Annotated in this window: 18 protein-coding genes; 11 read left to right on the top strand and 7 right to left on the bottom strand. The window is 71.0% G+C overall.

Translation table 11 applies throughout. The features are described from left to right. Position 1: 1 nt before the first annotated feature. From PV963_RS38255 to PV963_RS38245, 3 genes are read right to left on the bottom strand one after another with little or no spacing between them, the layout of a single operon-like run. Positions 2 to 3,046 carry an alpha-mannosidase gene (locus PV963_RS38255; protein WP_274821032.1) on the bottom strand — a complete coding sequence of 1,015 codons (3,045 nt, stop codon included), beginning with the start codon at positions 3,044 to 3,046 and terminating at the stop codon, positions 2 to 4. A gap of 20 nt (positions 3,047 to 3,066) precedes the next feature. Then, positions 3,067 to 4,404 carry a 6-phospho-beta-glucosidase gene (locus PV963_RS38250; protein WP_274821031.1) on the bottom strand — a complete coding sequence of 446 codons (1,338 nt, stop codon included), beginning with the start codon at positions 4,402 to 4,404 and terminating at the stop codon, positions 3,067 to 3,069. Next, a complete protein-coding gene (locus PV963_RS38245; RefSeq protein ID WP_274821030.1) occupies positions 4,401 to 5,165 on the bottom strand; it encodes a DeoR/GlpR family DNA-binding transcription regulator in 765 nt (254 codons plus the stop codon). Before PV963_RS38245 ends, PV963_RS38250 begins: the two co-directional genes overlap by 4 nt. Before the next feature lie 149 nt (positions 5,166 to 5,314). On the opposite strand from PV963_RS38245, the gene PV963_RS38240 reads away from it, so the two are divergent. From PV963_RS38240 to PV963_RS38195, 10 genes are all read left to right on the top strand, one after another. After that, positions 5,315 to 6,367 carry a carbohydrate kinase family protein gene (locus tag PV963_RS38240; protein ID WP_274821029.1) on the top strand — a complete coding sequence of 351 codons (1,053 nt, stop codon included), beginning with the start codon at positions 5,315 to 5,317 and terminating at the stop codon, positions 6,365 to 6,367. 46 nt (positions 6,368 to 6,413) lie between these two features. Continuing rightward, positions 6,414 to 7,691: an ABC transporter substrate-binding protein gene (locus PV963_RS38235; RefSeq protein WP_274821028.1), complete on the top strand. Its 1,278-nt coding sequence runs from the start codon at positions 6,414 to 6,416 to the stop codon at positions 7,689 to 7,691. 124 nt (positions 7,692 to 7,815) lie between these two features. After that, entirely contained in the window at positions 7,816 to 8,700 is an 885-nt protein-coding gene (locus PV963_RS38230; RefSeq protein ID WP_274822241.1) for a carbohydrate ABC transporter permease, read from the top strand. Further along, entirely contained in the window at positions 8,697 to 9,545 is an 849-nt protein-coding gene (locus PV963_RS38225) for a carbohydrate ABC transporter permease (RefSeq protein ID WP_274821027.1), read from the top strand. The genes PV963_RS38230 and PV963_RS38225 overlap by 4 nt, the downstream gene beginning before the upstream one ends. Positions 9,546 to 9,694: 149 nt before the next feature. After that, positions 9,695 to 10,612: an alkaline phosphatase family protein gene (locus PV963_RS38220; protein WP_274821026.1), complete on the top strand. Its 918-nt coding sequence runs from the start codon at positions 9,695 to 9,697 to the stop codon at positions 10,610 to 10,612. Continuing rightward, a complete protein-coding gene (locus PV963_RS38215; RefSeq protein WP_274821025.1) occupies positions 10,609 to 13,542 on the top strand; it encodes a glycoside hydrolase family 2 TIM barrel-domain containing protein in 2,934 nt (977 codons plus the stop codon). The genes PV963_RS38220 and PV963_RS38215 overlap by 4 nt, the downstream gene beginning before the upstream one ends. Before the next feature lie 44 nt (positions 13,543 to 13,586). Beyond that, entirely contained in the window at positions 13,587 to 15,422 is a 1,836-nt protein-coding gene (locus tag PV963_RS38210) for a LamG-like jellyroll fold domain-containing protein (RefSeq protein WP_274821024.1), read from the top strand. 17 nt (positions 15,423 to 15,439) lie between these two features. Next, the gene (locus tag PV963_RS38205) at positions 15,440 to 17,116 is read left to right on the top strand and encodes a PHP domain-containing protein (protein WP_274821023.1); all 1,677 of its coding nucleotides are present in this window, start codon (positions 15,440 to 15,442) and stop codon (positions 17,114 to 17,116) included. 4 nt (positions 17,117 to 17,120) lie between these two features. Further along, on the top strand, positions 17,121 to 17,969 hold the full coding sequence (locus tag PV963_RS38200; protein ID WP_274821022.1) for a hypothetical protein: 849 nt from the start codon (positions 17,121 to 17,123) through the stop codon (positions 17,967 to 17,969). Positions 17,970 to 17,993: 24 nt separating this feature from the next. Next, positions 17,994 to 18,821: a PaaX family transcriptional regulator gene (locus PV963_RS38195; RefSeq protein ID WP_274821021.1), complete on the top strand. Its 828-nt coding sequence runs from the start codon at positions 17,994 to 17,996 to the stop codon at positions 18,819 to 18,821. On the opposite strand, the gene PV963_RS38190 is transcribed toward PV963_RS38195, so the two are convergent. Genes PV963_RS38190 through PV963_RS38175 form a run of 4 tightly spaced genes read right to left on the bottom strand, consistent with a single transcriptional unit; the run spans position 18,812 to position 22,590 of the window. Next, a complete protein-coding gene (locus tag PV963_RS38190) occupies positions 18,812 to 19,267 on the bottom strand; it encodes a MaoC family dehydratase (protein ID WP_086854653.1) in 456 nt (151 codons plus the stop codon). The genes PV963_RS38195 and PV963_RS38190 overlap by 10 nt on opposite strands. An 11-nt stretch (positions 19,268 to 19,278) precedes the next feature. Beyond that, positions 19,279 to 20,787, bottom strand: a complete 1,509-nt coding sequence (locus tag PV963_RS38185; protein ID WP_274821020.1) for an acyl-CoA synthetase — start codon at positions 20,785 to 20,787, stop codon at positions 19,279 to 19,281. A 10-nt stretch (positions 20,788 to 20,797) separates the two neighbouring features. Next, positions 20,798 to 21,673: an amidohydrolase family protein gene (locus tag PV963_RS38180; protein WP_086601287.1), complete on the bottom strand. Its 876-nt coding sequence runs from the start codon at positions 21,671 to 21,673 to the stop codon at positions 20,798 to 20,800. Beyond that, complete coding sequence (locus PV963_RS38175; protein WP_274821019.1) at positions 21,673 to 22,590, bottom strand: SDR family NAD(P)-dependent oxidoreductase; 918 nt, start codon at positions 22,588 to 22,590, stop codon at positions 21,673 to 21,675. The genes PV963_RS38180 and PV963_RS38175 overlap by 1 nt, the downstream gene beginning before the upstream one ends. Positions 22,591 to 22,816: 226 nt before the next feature. On the opposite strand from PV963_RS38175, the gene PV963_RS38170 reads away from it, so the two are divergent. After that, positions 22,817 to 23,242 (top strand): MarR family winged helix-turn-helix transcriptional regulator, encoded by a 426-nt coding sequence (locus PV963_RS38170; RefSeq protein ID WP_274821018.1) that lies wholly within the window; start codon positions 22,817 to 22,819, stop codon positions 23,240 to 23,242. Positions 23,243 to 23,316 lie beyond the last annotated feature (74 nt).

Here is a 23,316-nt window from a genome sequence, read left to right as displayed (position 1 = left end):
GTCAGCCCCTGCGCAGACGCAGTGTCAGGATCTGGAAGGGCCGCAGTGCGACGGGGACTCCGCCGTCGCCGTCCACACGCGCCTGATGAAGTGGTCGCTCCAGCAGGTCGGTGATCTGGGCGCCGGCGAGCGGGAAGCCGGTGCGCAGGACGCCGTGGGCCCGGCCGCCGCGGGACTCGTAGAGCCGTACGACGACATCGCCTGAGGCGTCGTCGGCGAGCTTGACCGCCTCCACGGTGACGCCCTCGCCCTCGGTGGAGACGACCGGTGCGGGGGCGCCTGCCGCGTCGGCCACCCGGAGCGGGAGGTTGAGGGCGTAGCCCTCGGCGACGGCGTCCTCGATGCTCGCGCCGGGCAGCAGCGCGTAGGTGAAGCGGTGGCGGCCCTGGTCGGCCTCGGGGTCCGGGATGCGCGGGGCGCGGACCAGGCTGAGGCGGACGGTGGTCGTGGTGCCGCCGTCCTCGCGCACCGTGCGGGAGACGTCGTGGCCGTACGTCGAGTCGTTGATGACCGCGACGCCGTAGCCGGGTTCGCCGATGTGCACCCAGCGGTGGCCGGAGACCTCGAAGCGGGCCGCCTCCCAGCTGGTGTTGGTGTGGGTGGGCCGCTGGATGTGGCCGAACTGGATCTCGGCGGAGGAGTGCGGGGCGCGGATGTCGACCGGGAAGGCCGCCTTGAGGATCTTCTCGGTCTCGTGCCAGTCGATGTCCGTCTCGATGTCGATACGGGGGCTGCCGGCGCGGACGGTGATCGTCTGGGTGATCGTCGAGCCCTTGCCGAAGGCCCGCTCGACGCGGATCGCGCCGACCAGCGGGTCCTGCTCGACGACCGTGACGGACGAGGCGTCGAGGAGGTCCGTGTAGCGGTTCTTGTAGTGCTTGTCGATGTCCCAGGCGTCCCAGTAGTTGGGCAGGTCGGTGTGCAGGCGGAGCAGGTTGCCCTGGTCGGCCAGGACCTCGCGGTCCGCGCGCAGGTCGCGGACCGACGACAGGGTGCCGTCCTCGGCCACCTCCACCCGGACCAGCCCGTTGTCGAGCACCCGGCCGCTCACCGTCACCGGCTGCGGCGGCTCGGTGTCGGTGAGGGGCGCGGAGCCGCTCGCGGGCACCTCCACGTACATCGGTGCGCCGTCGGCGGTGCGGACCACCTCGGCGCGGTCGTAGGGGCTGGTGTTGAAGACGCGCGTCCCGCCGGCGCCGAGCGCGGCCACCGCCTCGGCGGTCAGCGCCTGGAGCTCGCGGGCGACGCGGGCGTACTCGGCCTCGGCCTCCCGGTGCACCCAGGCGATCGACGAGCCAGGCAGGATGTCGTGGAACTGGTGCAGCAGTACCGTCTTCCAGAGCCGGTCCAGCTTCTCGTGCGGGTAGGCGTAGCCCGGCGCGTGCAGCGCGGCCGTGGTCGCCCACAGCTCGGCCTCGCGCAGGCGGTGCTCGGAGCGGCGGTTGCCCTGCTTGGTGCGGGCCTGGGAGGTGTAGGTGGCGCGGTGCAGCTCCAGGTAGAGCTCGCCGACCCAGACGGGCGCGTCCGGGTACTCCTCGCGGGCCTTGGCGAAGAACTCGTCGGGGTGTTCGACGACGACCTTCGCGGAGCCCTCCAGGTCCGCCAGCCGGCGGGCGCGTTCCATGATCTCGCGGGTGGGGCCGCCGCCGCCGTCGCCCCAGCCGAAGGGGGCCAGGGAGCGGCTGGCGCCGCCCTTCTCCTGGTAGTTGCGGACCGCGCGGGACATCTCCTCGCCGCTGAAGCGGGCGTTGTAGGTGTCGACCGGCGGGAAGTGGGTGAAGATGCGGGTGCCGTCGATGCCCTCCCACCAGAAGGTGTGGTGGGGGAACCTGTTGGTCTGGTTCCAGGAGATCTTCTGGGTGAGGAACCACTCGTTGCCGGCGAGCTTGGCGAGCTGCGGGTAGGCCGCGTTGTAGCCGAAGGAGTCCGGCAGCCACACGCCCTTGGTCTCGATGCCGAAGTTCTCGATGAAGAACCGCTTGCCGTGGATGAACTGGCGGGCGACGGCCTCGCCGCCGGGCAGGTTGCCGTCGGCCTCGACCCACATGCCGCCGACCGGCGCCCACTGGCCCTTCTTGACCGACTCCTGGATGCGGGCCCACACCTTGGGGTAGTTGTCGCGCACCCACTCGTACTGCTGGGCCTGGGAGCAGGCGAAGATGAAGTCGTCGTACTCGTCGGCCAGGGACGTGACGTTCGAGAACGTGCGGGACGTCTTGCGCTTGGTCTCGCGGATCGGCCAGAGCCAGGCCGAGTCGATGTGGGCGTGGCCGACGCCGGAGATCGTGTGCGCGCTGGCGTGCGCGGGCTTGGACAGCACCGGCTGCAGCGCTTCGCGCACGGCGGCGGCGGAACCGGAGACGTCGTCCAGGTCCAGAAGGTCCATCGCCCGGTCGAGCGCGTGCGCGATCTCGTGCCGGCGCGGGTCGTGCTCGCCGAGCTCCAGCATCAGCTCGCGCAGCACCTGGACGTCGAGGTCGAGGTGCCAGACCTCCTCGTCGAGGATGGCGATGTCCGCGCTGCGGAAGGTGTAGAGCGGTTTGTCGCCCGCGGTCAGCTTGTCGCCGAGGGGCGTGACCTTGGAGAAGTTGTCCGCGAGGATGTCCGGGTTGGAGGCGGCCTCGACCAGGTAGTCGATCGTCTCCCCGCCGGTCGCCGGGTTGGCGATCGGGACGTATTGGTTGAGCGGGTTCACGGCCTTGAGCGGGGTGCCGTCCGTCAGGTGGACGAGGGCCTCGGCCTGGTTGCCGGGCCAGTCGCCCACGAAGCCGAGGTCGATGACGGCCTCGACGCGGCGGCCCGCCCACTCCTTGGGCACCTGTCCGCGCATACGGAACCAGGTGGTGCCCCAGGGTGGGCCCCACGGGGTGCCCATCGCGAACGGCCCGTAGGACGCGGCGGCCGCCTCCTCGAAGGGCACCGGCTCCCCTGGAGCCTGCCACGCCTCCACCTCGAAGGGGACGGTGGCCGCGTAGATCGCGGTCTTGATGCGCTGGTCGTGGAGGCGCTGCACGCGCTCTTCGATCCGGCGGCTTTCGTCATGCATGGGACAGGTCTCCTGAGGCTCTACTTGAGGTAGGCGAGGCCGGGGTGGACGGCGGTGTACCCGTCGACGAGGCGCCGGGCCACGTTGACCGAGTCGACGAGCGGGTGCAGGGCAAAGGCTTTCACAGCGGTCGTGCGGGAGCCGGAGTCGGCGGCGGCCAGCACCTCCCGCTCGACCGCCTTGACCGCGCAGACCAGTCCGGTGGCGTGGCCGGGCAGCGGGTCGACGGTGACGGGGTGGGCGCCGTTGGCGTCGACGAGGCAGGGGACCTCGATGACGGCGTCCGTGTCCAGGACCGACAGGGTGCGCTGGTTGCGGACGTTGAGGATCAGGGTCGTGCGCTCGTCCCGGGCGATGGCCCGCATCAGTGCGAGGGCCACCTTCTCGTAGCCGCCGGACAGGTCGTCCTCGTCGCGTTCGCCGGCACCGGCGCTCTCGCGGTTCTCGGCCATGTAGGTGGCCTCACGCTCGGCGCGGGTCTGGTCCCAGACCTTCCACGCGGGGGCGTCCGGGTTGCTCATCTCCGCGTAGAAACGGGCCTGCTGCTCGTGCAGGAAGGCACCACGCGTCTTCTCGGCCTGCTGGTAGGCGCGTACGGCTTCCCGGTTGAAGTAGTAGTAGTGCAGATACTCGTTCGGGATCGCGCCCAGGGACCGGAGCCAGTCGACGCCGAAGAGCTTGCCCTCCTCGAAGGAGCCGAGCAGGTCTGGGTCGGCGAGAAGGCGCGGCAGCTCGTCGCGGCCGGCGACGCGCAGGCCGCGCACCCAGCCGAGGTGGTTGAGGCCGACGTAGTCGATCCAGGCCTCGTTGGGGTTCGCGCCGAGCACCCGGGCGATGCGGCGGCCGAGGCCGACCGGGGAGTCGCAGATGCCGATGACGCGGTCGCCGAGGTGGCGGGACATGGCCTCGGTGACCAGGCCGGCCGGGTTGGTGAAGTTGATGACCCAGGCGTCCGGCGCCAGGCGGGCGACCCGCCGGGCGATGTCGACGGCGACCGGGACGGTGCGCAGGCCGTAGGCGATGCCGCCTGCGCCGACCGTCTCCTGGCCGAGGACGCCCTCGGCCAGGGCCACGCGCTCGTCGTTCGCCCGGCCCTCCAGACCGCCGACGCGGATCGCGGAGAACACGAAGTCGGCGCCGCGCAGGGCCTCGTCCAGATCGGTGGTGGCGGTCACCTCGGGCGCGTCGGGGACACCGGCCGCCTGCTCGGCGAGCACGCGCGTCACCGCGGACAGTCTCGCGGAGTCCAGATCGTGCAGGACGACGTGCGTCACCCGGCCCTCGGCGTGGTCCTGCAGGAGCGCCCCGTACACCAGTGGCACGCGGAATCCTCCGCCGCCCAGAATCGTCAGCTTCACGCCTGCACCTTTCCCGCCACGACGACCTCGACGCCCGCCTCCTGCAAGGAGGCCCGCGTCACCGTGTCGACCGGCTCGTTCGTCACCACCGCGTCCAGGTCCTCGGGACCGCAGACCTTCGCCATCCCGTGCCCTGGGAACTTCGCCGCGTCGGCGAGCAGCACGACCTTCTCGCCGGCCTTGATCATGGCGCGCTTGACCGGCACCTCCACGACCGTCGTGTCCATGACCTCTCCGCCGGGCCGCACGCCGCTGGTGCCGAGGAAGAGCCAGTCGGCGTGCAGCTGGCGCAGGTTGTCCTCGGTGAGGAAGCCGACCAGGGAGCGGTACTCGCGGCGGACCATGCCGCCGAGCAGGACCAGCTCGATGCCCTCGTCGTCGGCGAGTTCCTCGTAGACCACCAGGTTGCTGGTGATCACGGTGAGCCGGCGGCCGTGCAGCTGCCGGGCCAGGCGGTAGGCCGTCGTACCGATGTCGAGCAGCACCGACTGGCCGTCCCTGACCATCGCCGCCGCGCGCTCGGCTATGGCGTCCTTCTCGGCCACGCGCACCTCGGCGACCTCGGCGAAGGGCTGGTCGCCCTCCTCGACCACGGCGCCGCCGTGGACGCGCGTAAGCAGCCCGTCTTCTTCCAGTTTGACCAGGTCACGCCTGATTGTGGCGGGGCTCACGCCCAGCTGCTCGGAGAGGTCGGTCACAGCCGCGGGGCCACCGGCGCGCAGGGCCCGCAGGATGAGTTGGTGTCGTCGTTCTGCCAGCACGCCGTGCACATTACTCGTCATCTCCAATCATCGCCATGCTCATTTCTGCGCGGGTATTGACCAATCTCTCCGATCAGCGCACGATTCCGCTCACGGAAATGCAGAGTTTTGACGATCTCCGTCGAAGCTTCGAGCGAGAGGACGCCTCCGTGGACGACGACCGGCCCGATGTGCTGCTGACCGGGCTGCTCTTCTACGACCTCGTCCTCACAGGGCTCGGGAAGCCCCCGACCCCGGGCGAGGAGATCTGGACGACGGGCATGGGCTGCGGCCCGGGCGGCATCGCCAACCTGGCGGTGGCCGCCGCCCGCTTCGGCCTCAGGACGTCCCTGGCCACGGTGTTCGGCGACGACTTCTACGGCGAGTACTGCCGGGACGTCCTGTGCGACCAGGAGGGCGTCGACCTCTCGCTCTCCCGTACGGCGGACGACTGGCCGAACCCGGTCACCGTCTCCGTCGCCTACGGCCACGACCGGGCCCTGCTCACCCACGGCCAGGAGCCGCCGTTCTCGCAGGACGTACTGATGGGCGATCCGCCCGAGGCACGTACCGCCCTGGTGCACATCGAGGCCGAGCCGCGCGAGTGGCTCGCCAAGGCCGCCGCGGGCGGCACCCAGGTCTACGCCGACGTCGGCTGGGACCCCGCCCAGGAGTGGTCGACGGCCCTCCTGGACCAGCTCGCCCTGTGCCACGCCTTCCTGCCGAACGAGACGGAGGCCATGGCCTACACCCGCACCGACAGCGCGGTGGCCGCGCTCGGCACGCTCTCCGAGCTGGTGCCGGTCGCGGTGGTCACCCGGGGCGGGGACGGCGCGGTGGCCGTCGACCAGACGACCGGCGAGTACGCCGAGGTGCCCGCCCTCGACGTCGAGGTGCTGGACGCGACGGGTGCCGGGGACGTCTTCGGCGCCGCGTTCGTCACCGCCTCGCTCGGCGGCTGGCCGCTCACGGAGCGGCTGCGGTTCGCGGTGCTCGCCGCCGGGCTGTCCGTCGGCCACCACGGCGGGGCGCTGGCCGCACCCGGCTGGTACGGCGTGGACCGCTGGTGGCGCTCCCTGACCGACCCCGAACTGAAGCGGGCCTACGGCTTCCTGGCGGACCGGCTCCCGGCGAACCCGGGACCGCCCGTGCAATACGCCCCGGCCACCCCGCCGGCCCCTCACACGCCCGTCGGCCCACGGGCCTTGGAACGGCGGCACTGACTCTCCCACCCCTTGGCACGTCGAACAGGAACAACAGGAGTGACCCGTGGACCTTTCTCGTAGAGGCTTCCTCCAGGCCGCCGCGCTCACCGCGGCCGCCTCCGGTCTGACCGTCGCATGCGGCAACGGCTCAGGATCGGCCGGCAGCAAGAACGGCAAGAACCTCACCTTGTGGTACTGGGGAGGTGCGCTCAGCGACAAGGTGGTCGCCGAGGCCAAGACGCACTTCAGCGGCCAGGTCAAGCTGACCGCCGCCTCCATCGGCGGCGACTTCAAGCAGAAGCTCACCACCACGCTCGCGGCGGGCAGCTCCGTGCCCGACATCACCGGCATCAAGGGCGAGGACATGGCGTCCTTCCTGCCCAACGCGGGCCGCTTCCTCGACCTGAACGACCTGGGCTTCAAGGAGATCTCGTCCAAGTACCTGGACTGGAAGACCAAGCTCGCCCAGACCGAGGACGGCAAGCAGATCGGTTTCCCGATCGACATCGGTCCCACCGCGCTCTTCTACCGCGCGGACCTGTTCGACAAGGCCGGGCTGCCCACCGACCCCGACAAGGTCGCCGCCCAGGCCGGGACCTGGGAGGAGTACTTCGCGCTCGGCACCGAGCTGCGGAAGAAGCTGCCCGGCACCTACCTGGTCAACAACATCAGCTCGGTGTTCACCATCGCGGTCGGCCAGGGCACCGAGCGCTTCATCGACAAGAACAACCGCTTCATCGGCGACCAGGACCACATCCGCACCGCGTGGAACACGGCGATCCGCCCCTACACCCTCGGCATCGACGCCAAGATCAACGACAACACCTGGAACGCCGCCATCGGCAAGAGCCTGACCACCGAACTCGGCGCGGCCTGGCACGCGCTGGACATCGAGCAGGCTGCCCCGGGCACCAAGGGCAAGTGGCGGGTCTGCGCGACGCCCGGCGGACCGGCCAACCAGGGCGGCTCCTACCTGGCCCTGCCCAAGCAGTGCCGGAACCCCGAAGAGGCATTCAAGATCATCAGCTGGATCCTCAGCCCGGAGAACGACGCCCGCGGCTTCGCCGACGCCGCCATCTTCCCGGCCGCGCCTGCGGCGTACACCATGCCGGCCATGACGGGCGGCGACCCCTTCTTCGGCGGGCAGAAGGTGATCGAGGTGTTCGGCCCGGCCGCCAAGGCCATCCCGGCCAGCTACGAGGCACCCGCGGACGCCGCCGTCATGGCTCCCTACTTCACCGAGCTGACCAGCGTCGAGGCCAAGGGCAAGAAGCCCGAGGACGCCTGGAAGGACGCGGTCAGCCAGGCCAAGCAGATCGCCCGGCGGCAGGGGGTGAAGTGAGGTGACGTCACCTCCGGTCACCGGTCCCGCCGCAGTGCCCCGGCACCGCGGCGGGCCGGGCCCGGCCCGCTTCCGCCCGCGGCGCACGCCGCCCGCGGGCACCGTGCGGCCAAGCCGTCGCGGGGTGCTGACGCACTGGCGGCAGTACCTGGCGATCTCGCCCTTCTTCGTGATCTTCGGCGTCTTCTCGTTCTTCCCGGTCTTCTACTCGCTGTACCTCGCCTTCCAGCGCTGGGACGGCATGGGCACCATGCAGTTCGTGGGTCTGGACCAGTTCCGGTTCCTGTGGTCGGACCCGGTCTTCTGGATGTCGATCCGCAACACCCTGGTGATCTGGGTCCTGTCCACCGTCCCCACGCTGTTCGGCGCCCTGGTGCTGGCGACGCTGCTGCATTCGGTGCGCCGCTTCAAGAGCTTCTACCGCATCGCCCTCTACATACCGAACGTCACCTCGATCGTCGCCGTGTCGATCTTCTTCGGCGCGGTGTTCAGCAACAACTTCGGCCTGGTCAACGCGATCCTGGGCATGGTCGGCATCTCACCCGTTCCGTGGCTGAGCAATCCGTGGCTGATCAAACTGGTCATCGCGCTGCTGATGACCTGGATGTGGACCGGCTACAACATGATCATCTACCTGGCGGGCCTCCAGGCCATCCCCACGCAGATCTACGAGGCCGCCAAGCTGGACGGCGCCGGACCCGTCCGCACGTTCTTCCAGATCACCATGCCGATCATGCGGCCCATCATCCTGTTCACCGTCATCATCTCGACCATCAACGGCCTGCAGAGCTTCAGCGAACCCCAGGTCCTGTTCGGCAGCAACGCCGCCAACCCGAACCTCGGCGGCCCCGGCCAGGCGGGCCTGACCACGCTGCTGTACTTCTACCAGTCGGCCTTCGTCAACAACGACTACGGCTACGGCGCGGCCATCGTGTGGGCCTTCTTCGTACTGATCATGGTGCTGGTCGTCGTCAACTGGCGCCTCGTCCAGCGCGGGAGGAAGTCATGACCGCAGCGGTCACGAGGCGGTCCCGGCGCCCCAAGGGCCTGACCGCGCACATCGTCCTCGTCCTGGCCGTCCTGATCTCGGTCTTCCCGTTCCTGTGGACGATCGTCATGGCGACGAACACCACCCAGGACATCTACAAGAGCCCGCCGAAGCTGACCTTCGGTTCCCAGCTGCTGGAGAACATCCGGCACGTGCTCGACACCATCGACTTCTTCGGGTCGATGCTGAACACGCTCGTCGTCGCGACCGTCACCACCGTCCTGGTCCTGTTCGTCGACTCCCTGGCGGCCTTCGCCTTCGCCAAGTTCGACTTCCCCGGGCGCAAGGTGCTGTTCGCCATGCTGGTGGGGTTCATGATGCTGCCGCTCCAGCTGGCCGTCCTGCCCCAGTTCATCCTCATGTCCGACATCGGCTGGGTCGGCACGCTCAAGGCACTGGTCCTGCCCGCCCTCGCCAACGCCTTCGGTATCTTCTGGCTGCGTCAGTACATACAGAACGGCGTGCCGGACGAACTCCTCGACGCGGCGCGCATCGACGGTGCGGGGTTCTTCCGCCAGTACTGGAACATCGTGCTGCCGATGATCAAACCCGCGCTGTCGTTCCTCGCCATCTACGCCTTCGTCGGTGCCTGGAACGACTACATCTGGCCGCTCGTCGTGCTCACCGACCCCGGCCACCTCACCCTCCAGGTGGCGCTCGCCCAGCTCCATGTCGGCCACACCACCGACTACAGCATGGTCATGGCCGGCGTGCTCATGGCGGCGATCCCGCTGGTCGTGGTCTTCACCATCTTCGCCCGCGGGTTCATCGCGGGCGCCACCGAGGGAGCGGTGCAGGGAAGCTGACGCGCGCCCCTTGGGGGGGGCGCCCCCAAGGGGCGCGGGGAACTGCGCGATCAGCCACAGCGTCCCGGCAGTCGACAACGGACAAGCCGCCCCGAGCTCGTGGTTGACCGGGCCAGTGCAGCACACACGAGCGACGAGGGAGGCAAACAGTGACGGACATCGACGCCGACAGCAGCGCACGCGCCAAGGTGCTCGTCGTGGGCATGGACGGGCTGCGCTTCGACCGGCTGATCCTGTCGCCCGCCACCGCACCAGTGCTGCACGGCCTGATGGCCGCGGGCGCCCACGGCACCAGCATGCTGCCCTACGGCCGGGCCGAGGACGGGCCGTCGGCCGGCACGGCCTACACCGACTCCGGACCCGGCTGGTCGAGCGTGCTGACCGGGGTGTGGCCCGACCGGCACGGGGTGACCGGCAACGACTTCCTCGGCGCCGACTACGCCCGCTACCCCGACTTCCTCAGCCGCGCCGCCACCGCCCGGCCCGGTCTGCGCACGGCGGCGGTGGTGTCCTGGCCGGAGCTGGTCGACCGGGGCGTCCTCGGCGCCGCCATCGGTCGGCGGGTGCGCTACGACGGCGAGTCCGACGGCTACGAAACCGCCGACCGCCTCGTCGCCGACACCGCCGCGCGCCGGCTCGCCGAGGACGACCCGGACGCCCTGTTCGTGTACTTCGGCGCCACCGACGAGGCCGGCCACGCCACCGGCCCCCTCTCCACCGCCTACGACCGGGCCCTGCTCGCCCAGGACGCCCACCTCGGGCGGCTCCTGGAGGTGATCGACGCGCGGCGCGCCCACGAGCACTGGACCGTGCTGGTCACCACGGACCACGGACACCTCGACACCGGCGGCCACGGCGGCGACACGCGTGCCGAACGGGAGGTCTTCGTCATCCTCGCCGAGCCCGGCAGGCCCGGCGGGTCCGCGGGCACCAGGCTCGACACGCCCCGTCTCATCGACATCGCCCCTACCGCCCTCGACCGTCTCGGCATCCCCGTCGACCCCGTCTGGGGCTTGCAAGGGCGCGTCCTGCCCCGGCCCACCGCACCCACTTCGGAATGGTCATGACCGACGCACACCCCGATCCCCTGATCGCCCTGCGCCCCTGGGAGGCACCCGAGGTGACCTCCTGGGGGCGGCTGCCGATGAACGCCGTCGACCGGCGGGCCGGGGCCGTCTGTCTGGACGGCGACTGGCGTTTCCAGCTGCTGCCCGCCCCGGACGCCCCGCTCGGGGAGGTCTGGTCGTCGTCGTACGTGCCCGGCGTGTGGACCATGCAGGGCACGGATGATCTCCCGCGGTACCTCAACGTCCGCATGCCGTTCGACGAGTTCCCGCCGGACGTGCCCGCCGCCAATCCGACGGGCGTGTACGAGCGCGCGGTGGACGTGCCGGCCGAGTGGGCCGGGCGGCGGATCGTGCTCCAGGTCGGGGCGGCGGAGAGCGTGCTGCTGGTGCACGTGGACGGGCGGCCGGTCGGGCTCTCCAAGGACTCCCACCTGGCCGCCGAGTTCGATCTGACGGGCGTGGTGCGCCCCGGGGAGCGGGCCACCCTGCGCCTGACCGTCGTGAAGTGGTCGGACGCCTCGCACATCGAGGACCAGGACCAGTGGTGGCACGGCGGGATCACCCGCTCGGTGCTGCTGTACGCGAGGGACCCGCTGTATCTCGCGGACGTGACCGTGCGGGCCCGGCGGGACGGTGACCTGCGCGTGGACTGCCTCGTACGGGACTCGGGCGGGGCCCTGCCCGAGGGCTGGTACGTCAGCGGGGAGCTGGACGGGCAACTGCTCACGCAGGACACGGAGTTCGACCGGGCGTGCGCCGAGGACGAGCGCGTCTCCGGCTTCCTCGGCGAGGCCCGGCTGCGCACCGCCGTGCCGGACGTGCGCACCTGGACCGCCGAGACGCCCGAGCTGTACGGCCTGACCGTCCGCCTCCACCGCGCCGACGGCACCGTCGCCGACACCTCGCGCCACCGGATCGGCTTCCGTGACGTCGAGATCACCGGCCGGGACCTGCTGGTCAACGGCGAGCGCGTGTTCATCCGGGGCGTCAACCGGCACGACTTCCATCCGCTGACGGGGCGGACCGTGTCGTACGACGACATGCGCGCGGACCTCGTCCTGCTGAAGCGGTTCGGCTTCAACGCGATCCGCACCGCGCACTACCCGAACGACCCGGCCCTGTACGACCTGGCCGACGAGCTCGGCTTCTACGTCGTCGACGAGGCCGACATCGAGTCCCACGACCACGCGCACGAGATCGCCGACGACCCGCGCTATCTGGGCGCCTTCGTCGACCGGGTCGCGCGGACGGTGCTGCGGGACAAGAACCACCCGTCCGTCATCATCTGGTCGCTGGGCAACGAGTCCGACTACGGCGCCAATCACGACGCGGGGGCGGGCTGGGTACGCCGGCACGACCCGACCCGGCCGGTGCAGTACGAGGGCGCGGCCAAACGCGGCTGGGCCGATCCGGACCTGGCCTCCGACATCGCCTGCCCGATGTACGCGCCGCTGCAGGAGTGCCTCGCGCACGCCATGTCCGGGCGGCAGACCAAGCCGCTCATCCAGTGCGAGTACTCGCACGCCATGGGCAACAGCAACGGCACGCTCGCGGACCATTGGGCGGCCATCGAGGCCACCCCGGGTCTTCAGGGCGGGTTCATCTGGGAGTTCTGGGACCACGGCATCCTCCAGCGTGTGAACGACGGCAGACCGGCCGGGCGTGGGGGCGCCGGGCTCTACGACAGCGGTGTCGCCGCGCCCGGCCATCGCTGGGCGTACGGCGGCGACTTCGGGGAGACGGTCCACGACGGCGCCTTCATCGCCGACGGTGTCGTCTTCCCCGACCGCACCCCCAAGCCCGTGATGTTCGAGCACCGGGAGATCGCCGCGCCGGTGCGCATCGAGCGCTTCCGGCACGAGGGCGTCGTGCTGAGCAACCACCAGCACTTCCGCGGCCTGGACTGGCTGTCCGGCGAGTGGGAGCTGGCCCTCGCCGACGGCGGCACCCTGACCGCCCCCGCCGAGCTGCCCGGTCTGCGGCCGGGCGAGACGGCCGCCGTGCCGCTGCCGTTCGAGCTGCCGGACGACGGCGGCGAGGCGTGGCTGACGCTGCGGGTCACGACGGCCGGGGACGAGCCGTGGGCGCCGCGCGGCACGGTCGTGTGCCTGCCGCAGGTACGGCTGCGCCGCGCGGCCCCGGTGCGGCACGCCCCCGTCACGCACCGCCCCGTGGCGGTCGACGAGGACGGGCTGCTGGTCCATCCGCTGCTGACGGCCGGGCCGACGCTGTCGCTGTGGCGGGCGCCCACCGACAACGACGAACTGGGCGGCATGGCGGCCCGCTGGCGGGACTGGGGGCTCGACGCGCCCACCCGTAAGGTCGTCGCCGTACGGCGTGACCGGGGCCGGGTGACAGTGGTCTGCGACTACCTCTGCCCGGGCGGGACCGTCCGGCACGAGCAGGTGTTCACGGCCGTCGAGGGCGGGCTGCTGGTGGAGGAGTGCGCCGAGCTGCCCGAGGCGCTGGACGACGTGGCCCGGGTGGGGTCGGTCTTCGAGACGGCCGCCGGGCTGAACCTGCTGGAGTGGTTCGGACGGGGCCCCTGGGAGTCGTATCCGGACCGGGGCGCGGGCGCGCCCGTCGGCCACCACGCGCTGCCGGTGGACGAGTTGTTCACCCCGTATCTGCGGCCGCAGGAAAGCGGCGGGCGGCACGGCGTACGGCGGTTCACGCTGTCCGCGCCGGACGCCACCGGACTCGCGGTGCGGCTGGACCGGCCCCGCCAGGTCTGCGTGACCCGCCATCGCGCGACCGACCTCGCCTCGGCCGCGCATCACGACGAACTGGTGCCGCGGGCCGGGTGCGTGGTGCACATCGACGCGGCGCACCGCGGGCTGGGCACGGCCTCCTGCGGGCCCGACACCTTCGCCACCTACCTCGTCGCGGCCGGCGTCCATCGCTGGAGCTGGACGCTGCGCCTTCTCTGAGTTCTCCCGCTCTGTCACCTCCTCTGTCACCTCATGGAGCACCTGTGTGCACTTCGCATGACCACGACCCGGGCGAGGCCCCCCAGGCCGGTGCCGGAAGACGCGGTTTCCTGCGCGCGACCGCGCTGCTCGGCGCGACCGCCACGGCGGTGGCCGCGCTGCCGGCCGTCACCGCCGCGGCGGCACCGGCGAGCCCGCGCCCCGACCCGCGCAGCCGCCGCTTCACCCTCGCCGTGATGCCGGACACGCAGTACCTCTTCGACGGGCCGAGCATCGACAAGGCACCGGTCGAGGCGTCGCTGCGCTATCTGCTGGAGCACGGCAGTCAGGAGAACATCGTCTTCCTGTCCCACCTCGGGGACCTCACGCAGAACGGCGCGAAGGAGGAGTTCGCGGCGATCAGCGAGGCGTTCTCGCTGCTGGACCGGCGGGGCGTCGGCTACAGCGTCCTGGCCGGCAACCACGACGTGAAGTCGTCGACGACCGACCAGCGCGGCGCGACCCCGTATCTGGACGCCTTCGGGCCGCAGCGGTTCAAGGGGAAGCCGGCGTTCGGCGGTGCCTCCCCGGACGGCTACAACACCTTCCACCTGTTCACCGCGGGCGGCCGGGAGTGGATGGTGCTCGCGCTGGACTGGCGGCTGTCGCCGCAGGGCTACGCGTGGGCGAAGGATGTGATGGCACGGCATCCGAAGACGCCCGTCATCCTCACCACCCATGAGCTGGTCGCCGAGGAGGACTCCCTGTCGGCGTACGGGCAGCAGCTGTGGGACCGGCTGATCGAGGACCACGACCAGATCTTCCTCACCCTCAACGGGCACTACTGGCCCGCCGCCCGCGCGACGCGGAAGAACGCGGCCGGGCACGACGTCCACCTGCATCTGACGAACTACCAGAACCGCTACTTCGGCGGCGCGGCGATGATCCGCCTCTACCGGTTCGACCTGGACCGCAACGTCATCGACGTGGAGACGGTCTCCCCGTGGATCCTGGGCCGGGCGAGGAAGGGGCTCAACGAGCTGGAGCGGCAGGAGATGGAGCTGAGCGGCGACGCCGACCGGTTCTCCGTCGAGATCGACTTCGAGGAGCGCTTCTCCGGCTTCGCGCCCGTGCCCGCCCGTCCGGCGCGGCCCGCCGCGAAGATGCTGGTCCCGGGCACGGTGGCGTACTGGCGATTCGAGAAGCCCGTCGACGGCACGGCTGGAACGGTCCGGGACCTGTCCGGGCGCGGCAACGACCTCTCGCTCGTCGCGGTGGGCGGCGGCGCGCTGGGCTGGTCGGCGGACCACCACCCCGACCAGCCGGGCCACGGCAGCCTGGAGTTCCAGGGCTTCAAGTCCCCGCTGAAGGGCGCCTACCTGCGCACGGTCGACGGCGCTCCGCTCAACTCGGCGACGTTCAAGGACGGCTACACCATCGAGGCGTTCTACCGGCTGCCCGGCGACTGGGATCCGGACCACAACGCCTGGTCGGGTCTGGTCGGGCGCACGGGCACGGGCGGCGCCGCCGGGAAGACCGCCGACGACCCCGACGAGCCGCTGGCGACGCTGTCCCTGTCCAACGACCGTGAACCGCAGTGGGCGATGCGCCCCCTCAACCAGCAGGGCATCGCCACCAACTGGGGCCAGGAGACACCGCTGGAGACCTGGTGGCACCTCGCGGTCGTCAACGACGGCAGGCACACCACGATGTACGTCGAGGGCTGCCCGGTCCTGCGCAACCCCAAGGCGTCCTCCGTCGGCATCACCTCCGTCGGCCTGCCGTGGCTGCTCGGCGGCTACGAGTACGGCGGAAAGATCGACCAGATCTTCCGCGGCCGGCTCGGCGACGTCCGGATCGTCGCCCGGGCGCTGCCCGTCACCTCCTTCATGAACCACTGACCTCCCAGGGAACCTTCATGACCGAGCAGCGGCTGCCCGCCTGGGCCGACCCGTCCGTCTCCCCCGCCACCCTCGATCCTCAGGGCGTCTCCCGCCGCGGGCTCCTGCGCCGCGCGGGCCTGTTCGGCGCCGCGTTCGCCCTGGGCCCGGCGGCGGCCCCGGCCCTGGCCGCCGACGGCGGCAGCAGCCGGCTGGGCGGCGAGGACCCTCGCCTCGCCTACCTCGTCGGCGACCACCACATCCACACCGTCTACAGCCACGACGCCAAGTACACGTTCTCCCAACTGGCCGCCGCGGGCGCGAAGTACGGCCTGGACTGGATGGTGTTCACCGAGCACTCCAACTTCGGGCACGCCGACTTCGGGGCCGCGCTGGAGCACCGGGAGATCCTGAAGGCGCGTGCCGAGAACCCGCGTCAGCTGATCTTCCAGGGCCTGGAGTGGTACATCCCGGCGGCCGAGCACTGCACGGTGTTCACCGCGCCCGGCCCGCACGAGGTCGACCTGCTCACCCGGTTCGAGCGCGCCTACGACGGCAAACTCCTCGGCTACGACAAGGGCGGCCCCGCCGACGCGGACACCGCCCGCAACGAGGCGCACGCCGTCAAGGCCCTCAAGTGGCTGGCCGGGCAGCGCCGTTCGGGATACGTCGACGACGTGCTGGTCCTCGCCAACCACCCGATGCGCCTGGGCATCGACTCCCCGCACGAGATGCGCAACTGGCGGGACGCGGCGCCCGGGATCATGATCGGCATGGAGGGCGCGCCGGGCGCCCAGGGCGCCGCCATCCCCGGTTGGCGGGGCGCCACGTCGATCCGCGGCGAGTACGAGAACAAGCCGTCCGCGCAGTCCTGGCCGGGCTACCCGGCGAACGCCTACCTGACTTACGGCGGATTCGACTGGGCGACCGCCACCGTCGGCGGTCTGTGGGACTCGATGCTCGCCGAGGGGCGGCTGCTTACGATCACCACCAACTCCGACGCCCACCGGATCGTCTTCGACACTTGGAAGAACGGCGACTGGCAGCCCGGCCAGACCTTCGACAGCACCGGGAAGCTGCCCGACCCGGTGAACACGGACACCCCGCAGCCGGGCAGCGACTTCTGGCCCGGCCAGTTCAGCCGTACTCATGTGGGCGTGACTCGGTACGGCTACCGCGCGGTCATGGCGGGCCTGCGCGCGGGCCGGGTCTGGCTCGACCACGGGCATCTGCTCGACGGGCTCGACGTCCGTCTGAAGCGGGACCGCGACCGGGGCCGGGGCGTGACGCTCGGCGGCCGGCTGCGGGTCCGCAAGGGCGAGAGGCTCACCCTGGACGTCACCGTGACGACCGCCTCGCGGCCCAACCCGCGGGGCATCCTGCCCGAGTTGGCACACGTGGACGTCATCCGGGGCGCGGTGCGCGGCCCGGTCGCCGACCGCGACACCTGGAAGGCCCCCGACACCCGCGTCGTCCGCTCGCAGGACGTCTCCGGCCGCACGGGCACCTACACCCTGCGCATCCCGCTGACCGCGGGCGAGGAGTCCTTCTACGTGCGGCTGCGCGGCAGCGACGGCAACCGGCACGGCACCGGCTACCTCGGCGCCTCGGTCGACCCGCACGGGCCGGTTCCGCACGCGCCCGGGGACGGTGACCCGTGGGCGGATACGTGGTTCTATTCGAACCCGGTATTCGTCGACGTGGAAGGTGTCTGATCTGATGAGACGTCAACTGCTCGCCGCCACCGCGTTATTGGGTGTGTTCACGCTGGGCGCCGGAACGGCCTCGGCCGCCGGTGCCCCGCGGTGGGCTCAGACCGGCACGGCGTACACCGACACCCTCGGCGGCGGGCAGGGCCTGGCCAGCCGCGCGGACGGCTCCCTGCTGTACCGCGGTCTTGCCTCCATCCCGCTGGACCTGCGGGTCAAGGGCTGGAACCACATAGGCGACCCGGACATCGCGCGCGGCCATGTCTTCGACGCCTACCAGGGCCCGGACACGGCCACCTCCAAGATGTTCGCGGTCACCACCCCGGCCGGAAAGCGCTACGAGTACGTCCACCCGCTGAACCCGGGCGAGAAACTGAACAACTCCTTCGCCACCGTCTCGCCCGACGGCCAGTGGCTGGTGTCGGGCGAGTGGGGCGTGCAGAACCGGCTCCAGGTCTTCCCGGCGCCGCTGCTCAACCCCTCCACGCCGCCCACCGGTGGCGAGCTGGGGGAGGCCGGGCAGATCACCCTGGACAAGCCCGTGCGCGACATCCAGGGCTGCGACTTCGTCACCGGTACCCGCCTGCTGTGCGCCTCGAACGACGCCTCGGGCACTCTCTTCCCGGAGATCCGGCCGCTGCTCCAGGTCGACCTGCCCCGCAAGCCGGACGGGCAGCCGGTCACCGGCACGGTGACGAGTCTCTTCGCGCTGCCGCAGCGCAGCGTGTGCACGGGCGCCTTCGAGACGGAGGGCGTCGACTACGACACGAACAGCGGCACCCTGCGGGCGCAGATGATCCCGCCGGGCGTGTGCGCCGTGACGACGGCCGTCCACACGTACCAGCAGGTCACGGACTGATCGAGCGGAGGTACGGTGGGCCGCGTGACCGGTGAAGAGTCGCTGCGGCCCCAGTCCCTCATGCTGACGTTCCTGGGCGACCAGGTTCTCGGACGCGATGTGTGCGTCTACTCGGGCAGCGTCATCGACGTGTTCGCCCGCGCCGGGATCGGCGAGCAGGCGACCCGCTCCACGCTGACCCGCATGGTCAACCGTGACCTGCTGCGCCGCCAGCGCGAGGGCCGCCGGATGTACTTCGGGCTGACCGAGCGCTCGGAAGCCGTGCTGCGCGACGGCGAGCGGCGCATCTGGCAGACCGGCGCCGTCAACCGGCACTGGGACGGCACCTGGACCCTGCTCGGCTTCTCCCTGCCCGAGTCCTGGCAGCGCCAGCGCCACGACCTGCGCTCCCAGCTGACCTGGAGCGGCTTCGGCCCGCTGTTCAACGGCCTGTGGATCGCGCCGGGCGAGGTCGACGTGTCGGCGCTGGTCGCCGAGCTCGGCCTGTCCGCCCATGTGAAGGTCTTCCGCGCGCATGCCGACGCCGGGATGGACATCGGCCAGATGATCGAGGAGACCTGGGAGCTGTCCGACCTGGCCGGCCGCTACGAGGCGTTCGTACGGAGCTGGCAGCCGTGGGAGGACGAACTGCCGGACGCCGACGACGCTCTCGTGCTGCGGCTGCGGCTCCAGACCGAGTGGCTGCGGATCGTCCGGCGCGATCCGCGCCTGCCCGTCAAGCACCTGCCGGACGACTGGCCGGCGGAACAGGCCGAGAAGACGTTCCGGGCCGTGCACGAGCGGCTCTCACCGCTCGCGCGTGATGCCTTCGAACGCCTGCTCGACCTGATGCCCGCGCGGCCTCAGGCGTAGAACCGCGACAGGCTCTGGAGCACCGCGGCCGGCTTGGCGCCGCCCTCGATCTCGATGGCGCCGTCGACCGTGATCTGTACACCGCCCGGCACCTCCTCGACCTCGGCGAGCTTCGCCGTCAGCCGGATGCGGGAGCCCACCTTCACCGGGGAGGGGAAACGCACCTTGTTGAGGCCGTAGTTGACCTTCGTCGTCACGCCCTGGACGTCCAGCAGCTCGGTGAACAGCGGGATGAAGAGGGAGAGCGTGAGGTAGCCGTGCGCGATGGGGGCACCGAAGGGACCCTCCTTGGCCTTCTCGGGATCCACGTGGATCCACTGGTGGTCCCCGGTCGCGTCGGCGAAGGTGTCGATCCGCTCCTGCGTGACCTCGATCCACTCGCTGGTGCCGAGGTCGCTGCCCGCGAGCTTCTTCAGTTCGTCGAGGCCGTTGACGGTGATGCTCATGGAGCCGTCCTTCACTGGGAGTCGGTGCCGTAGCGCTTGCGCACACGGGATTTGAGGAGCTTCCCGGAGGCGGTGCGAGGCAGCTCGTCCGCCACCACGACCGACTTCGGGATCTTGTACTTGGCGAGGCGGCCGGCGAGCGACGCCAGCACCTCGTCGGGGTCGAGTGCGGCGCCCTCGCGGGGCACGACGACCGCGCGGGGCACCTCGCCCCACTTGTCGTCCGGCACCCCGATCACCGCGCACTCGACGATGTCCGGGTGGGCGAGGATCTGGTCCTCGATCTCGGCGGGGTAGATGTTCTCGCCGCCGGAGATGATCATGTCCTTGAGGCGGTCGACGATGTAGACGTAGCCGTCCTCGTCGACCTGGGCGGCGTCGCCGCTGCGGAACCAGCCGTCCGCGAAGGACGCGGCCGTCTCCTCGGGCAGCCCCCAGTAGCCGGGCATGACGTGCGGCCCGCGCACCACGACCTCGCCCACCTCGCCGACCTCGACCGGCGCGAGGTCGGGCCGTACGACGCGTACGTCGCTGAAGAAGTGCGGCACGCCCGCCGACCCCGCCTTGCTGACGGCGTGCTCGGCGTCCAGGAACAACGTGCCTGGGGCCGCCTCGGTCATGCCGTAGCCCTGGAGGAAGGTCAGGCCGCGCCTCTGGTACGCCGCGATCAGCGGGGTGGGCACCGGGGAGCCGCCGCAGGTCAGGATGCGCAGCGACGACAGGTCGGCGTCCGGCCAGCGCGGGTGCCGGGCCACCTGGTCGAACATGGTGGGCACGCCGAACATGAAGGTGATCCGGTGCCGTTCGATCAGGTCGAAGGTGGCGTTCGGGTCGAAGGCCTCGACCAGGACGCAGGTGCCGCCCTTCAGCAGGACCGGGAGCGTCAGCATGTTCAGGCCTGCGGTGTGGAACAGCGGGGCGGAGACCAGGGCGCGTTCGTCGGCGAGCAGGTCGTGGTCGACGAGGACGTTGATCGCGTTCCAGGTGAGGTTGCCGTGGGTGAGCATCGCGCCCTTGGGGCGGCCGGTCGTCCCCGAGGTGTACATGATGATGCAGGTGTCGTCCGGGGCGACCGGCGTGTCGATGGGCTCCTGGGAGGCCGAGGCCAGCGCCTCCTCGTACTCGGCGCCCACCTCGACGTACGTACGGACGTCCGTGCTGCCCGGCAGTCCCGCGACCAGACCGGCGTGCGAGGGGCCGTAGACGAGGGCCTTGGCGCCGGAGTCGGCGAGCTGGTAGGCGATCTCCGGGCCGGCCAGCCGGATGTTGAGGGGGACGAAGACCGCGCCGAGCGTGCCGGCCGCGAACATCGTCTCCAGGTAGGAGGGGTGGTTCGGGCCGAGGTAGGCGACGCGGTCGCCGCGGCGGACGCCCCGCTCGCGCAGGGCGTGGGCGAGGCGGGTGGTGCGGTCGTACAGGCCGGCGTAGGTGCGGGTGGTGTCGCCGTGGATCAGGGCGGTGCGGTGCGGGGTCTTGCGGGCCCGGCGTGCGGGCCACGACCCCAGTCCCTCGTTGCGCATGTCACGCCCCTTACGGTTTCGTCAGCCCGAGCAGGCGGGCGGCGTTCTCCTTGAGGATCTTCGGCCGGACCTCTTCCTTGATCGTCAGCTTGTCGAAGTCGGCGAGCCAGCGGTCGGGGGTGAGGACGGGGAAGTCGGAGCCGAAGAGGACCTTGTCCTTCAGCAGTGTGTTCGCGTACTGCACGAGCTGCGGCGGGAAGTACTTCGGCGACCAGCCGGACAGGTCGATGTGCACGCCCGGCTTGTGCGTGGCGACGGCCAGGGCCTCGTCCTGCCAGGGGAACGACGGGTGGGCCAGGATGATCTTCAGGTGCGGGAAGTCGGCGGCGACGTCGTCCACGTGCAGCGGGTTGGAGTACTTGAGCCTGATGCCGCCCCCGCCGGGCACGCCGGCGCCGATGCCGGTCTGGCCGGTGTGGAACAGGGCGATCGTGCCGGTCTCCTCGATCACCTCGTACAGGTCGTACGCCACCGACCGGTCGTTGGGGAAGAAGCCCTGGATGCTGGGGTGGAACTTGAAGCCCTTCACCCCGTACTCCTCCACCAGGCGCCGGGCCTGCTTCACGCCGGCCTTCCCGCGGAAGGGGTCGATGGAGGCGAAGGGGATGAGGACGTCGGCGTTGGCGGCGGCGGCCTCGGCGACCTCCTCGTTGGGGACGGGCGCCGTGCCGGTGGCGGACTCGGCGTCCACCGTGAAGATCACGGCGGCCATCTTCCGCTCGCGGTAGTAGGCGGCGGTCTCCTCCAGGGTCGGCTTCCGCTTGCCCTCGACCTTGAAGTAGGCCGAGGAGGCGTCGTGCAGGTCGTCGTCCAGGGAGGAGTGGCCCTTGGAGGAGACCTCCGCGTGGGTGTGGACGTCGATCGCGACGAGGTCGTTCAGGTCCATCACGCCTCCGGGAACTTCGGCGCCGGGATGCCGACCGACTGGAGCTCGGCACCGACCGAGGTGGGCCAGGCGTCCGCCAGGGTGCCGGGGGTCCAGCCGCCGTCGGCGTACGCCGCCCTGATCTCCTGCGGATGCGACCAGAGTGCCACCTTGTCGCCGCCGATGCCGATGCACTGACCGGTCACGCCGCGCGCGGCCTCGGAGGCCAGGAACGGGACCAGGGCGGCGCAGTCCTCGGGGGTGCCGAAGCCCTCGCCCTTGCGCAGGAAGTCCGGCAGCGGCTCGCCGCCGCGCATGGCCTCGATGTACGGGGCGAAGGCCGGGATCGTCTCGGTCATCGCGGTCGCGGCGACCGGCACGATCGCGTTGACGGTGATGTTCGCGCGGCCCAGCTCCATGGACCAGGTGCGGGCCATCGCCGCGATGCCGGCCTTGGCGGCGGCGTAGTTCGTCTGGCCGAAGTTGCCGCGCTGGCCGGCCGGGGAGCCGACCAGGATCAGCGAGCCGCCCTCGCCCTGTTCGCGCATCCGGACGGCGGCGGCGCGGGCGCAGGTGAAGGTGCCCTTGAGGTGCGTGGTGATCACCGCGTCGAAGTCCTCGTCGGTCATCTTCCACAGCACCTTGTCGCGGAGGATGCCCGCGTTGGTGACGAGGACGTCCAGCCGGCCGAACTCCTCGACCGCGCGGGCGACCAGCCGGTCCGCCGCCTCGGTCGTACCGACCGGGACCACCTCCGCCACGGCCTTGCCGCCCGCCTCGGTGATGGACTTCACGGCCGCCTCGGCCACCGCCTCGTCGACGTCGTTGACGACCACGGACGCGCCGTGGGCGGCCAGGGCGTGGGCATAGGCGAGGCCGAGGCCCCGGCCGCTTCCGGTGACGACGGCGGCCTTGCCGGTGAGATCGATGCTGGGCACGGGCGGGTCCCTTCACATGGTGATGCGGGTGGTGCGCATCCAGGAGATGCGGCGCGGCTTCGAGATCGAAGCTAAGAGCAATAATTGTTGACGTCAATAGTTGTTGCCGACCCTGGGGTGCGCAAGACTGTGCCCAGCACCGCCAGACCGCCGCACGACCAGGGAGCCCGCCATCAGCCGCCAGCACGTCAAGAACCCAGCCCCCATCGACGCGCACGAGCCGTGGATGCGCGCTCTGCACGCCGACACGGGCTACCTGCTGTACCGCCTGGGCCTGCGCTCGGGGCAGCTGTTCAACGCCTGCCTCCAGGAGTCGGGCCTGCGCCTGCGCCACTACGCGGTGCTGCGCTTCCTCGCCACCTCCGAGGGCACCCTCCAGCGCGAGCTGAGCACCCGGCTCGGCTACGACCCGAGCGCGATCGTCGGCCTCGTCGACGACCTGGAGAAGCAGGGCTTCGCCGAGCGCCGCCCCTCCCCCGACGACCGCCGCAGCCGGATCGTCGTGCTGACCGAGAGCGGCCGCGCGTTCCTGCGCGACACCGACGAGGCCGGCCAGCGGGTGACGAACGAGCTCCTGGGCCCGCTGGACCCCGCCGAGCGCGAGGCGCTGCACGCGCTGCTGCTGCGGATCGCCGAGGACGGACTGAACTGATGTTGTGCAAATGATTGACGGCTGCACGAGGGATGCATAACTTCACCGGCTAACCGAGACCCGTCCCCAGGGAG

It is taken from the genome of Streptomyces coeruleorubidus (genome assembly GCF_028885415.1).
Classification (GTDB): domain Bacteria; phylum Actinomycetota; class Actinomycetes; order Streptomycetales; family Streptomycetaceae; genus Streptomyces; species Streptomyces coeruleorubidus_A.
The sequence above is the reverse complement of the archived record's forward strand: the minus strand, read 5'-3'. Positions and strand labels throughout refer to the sequence as shown.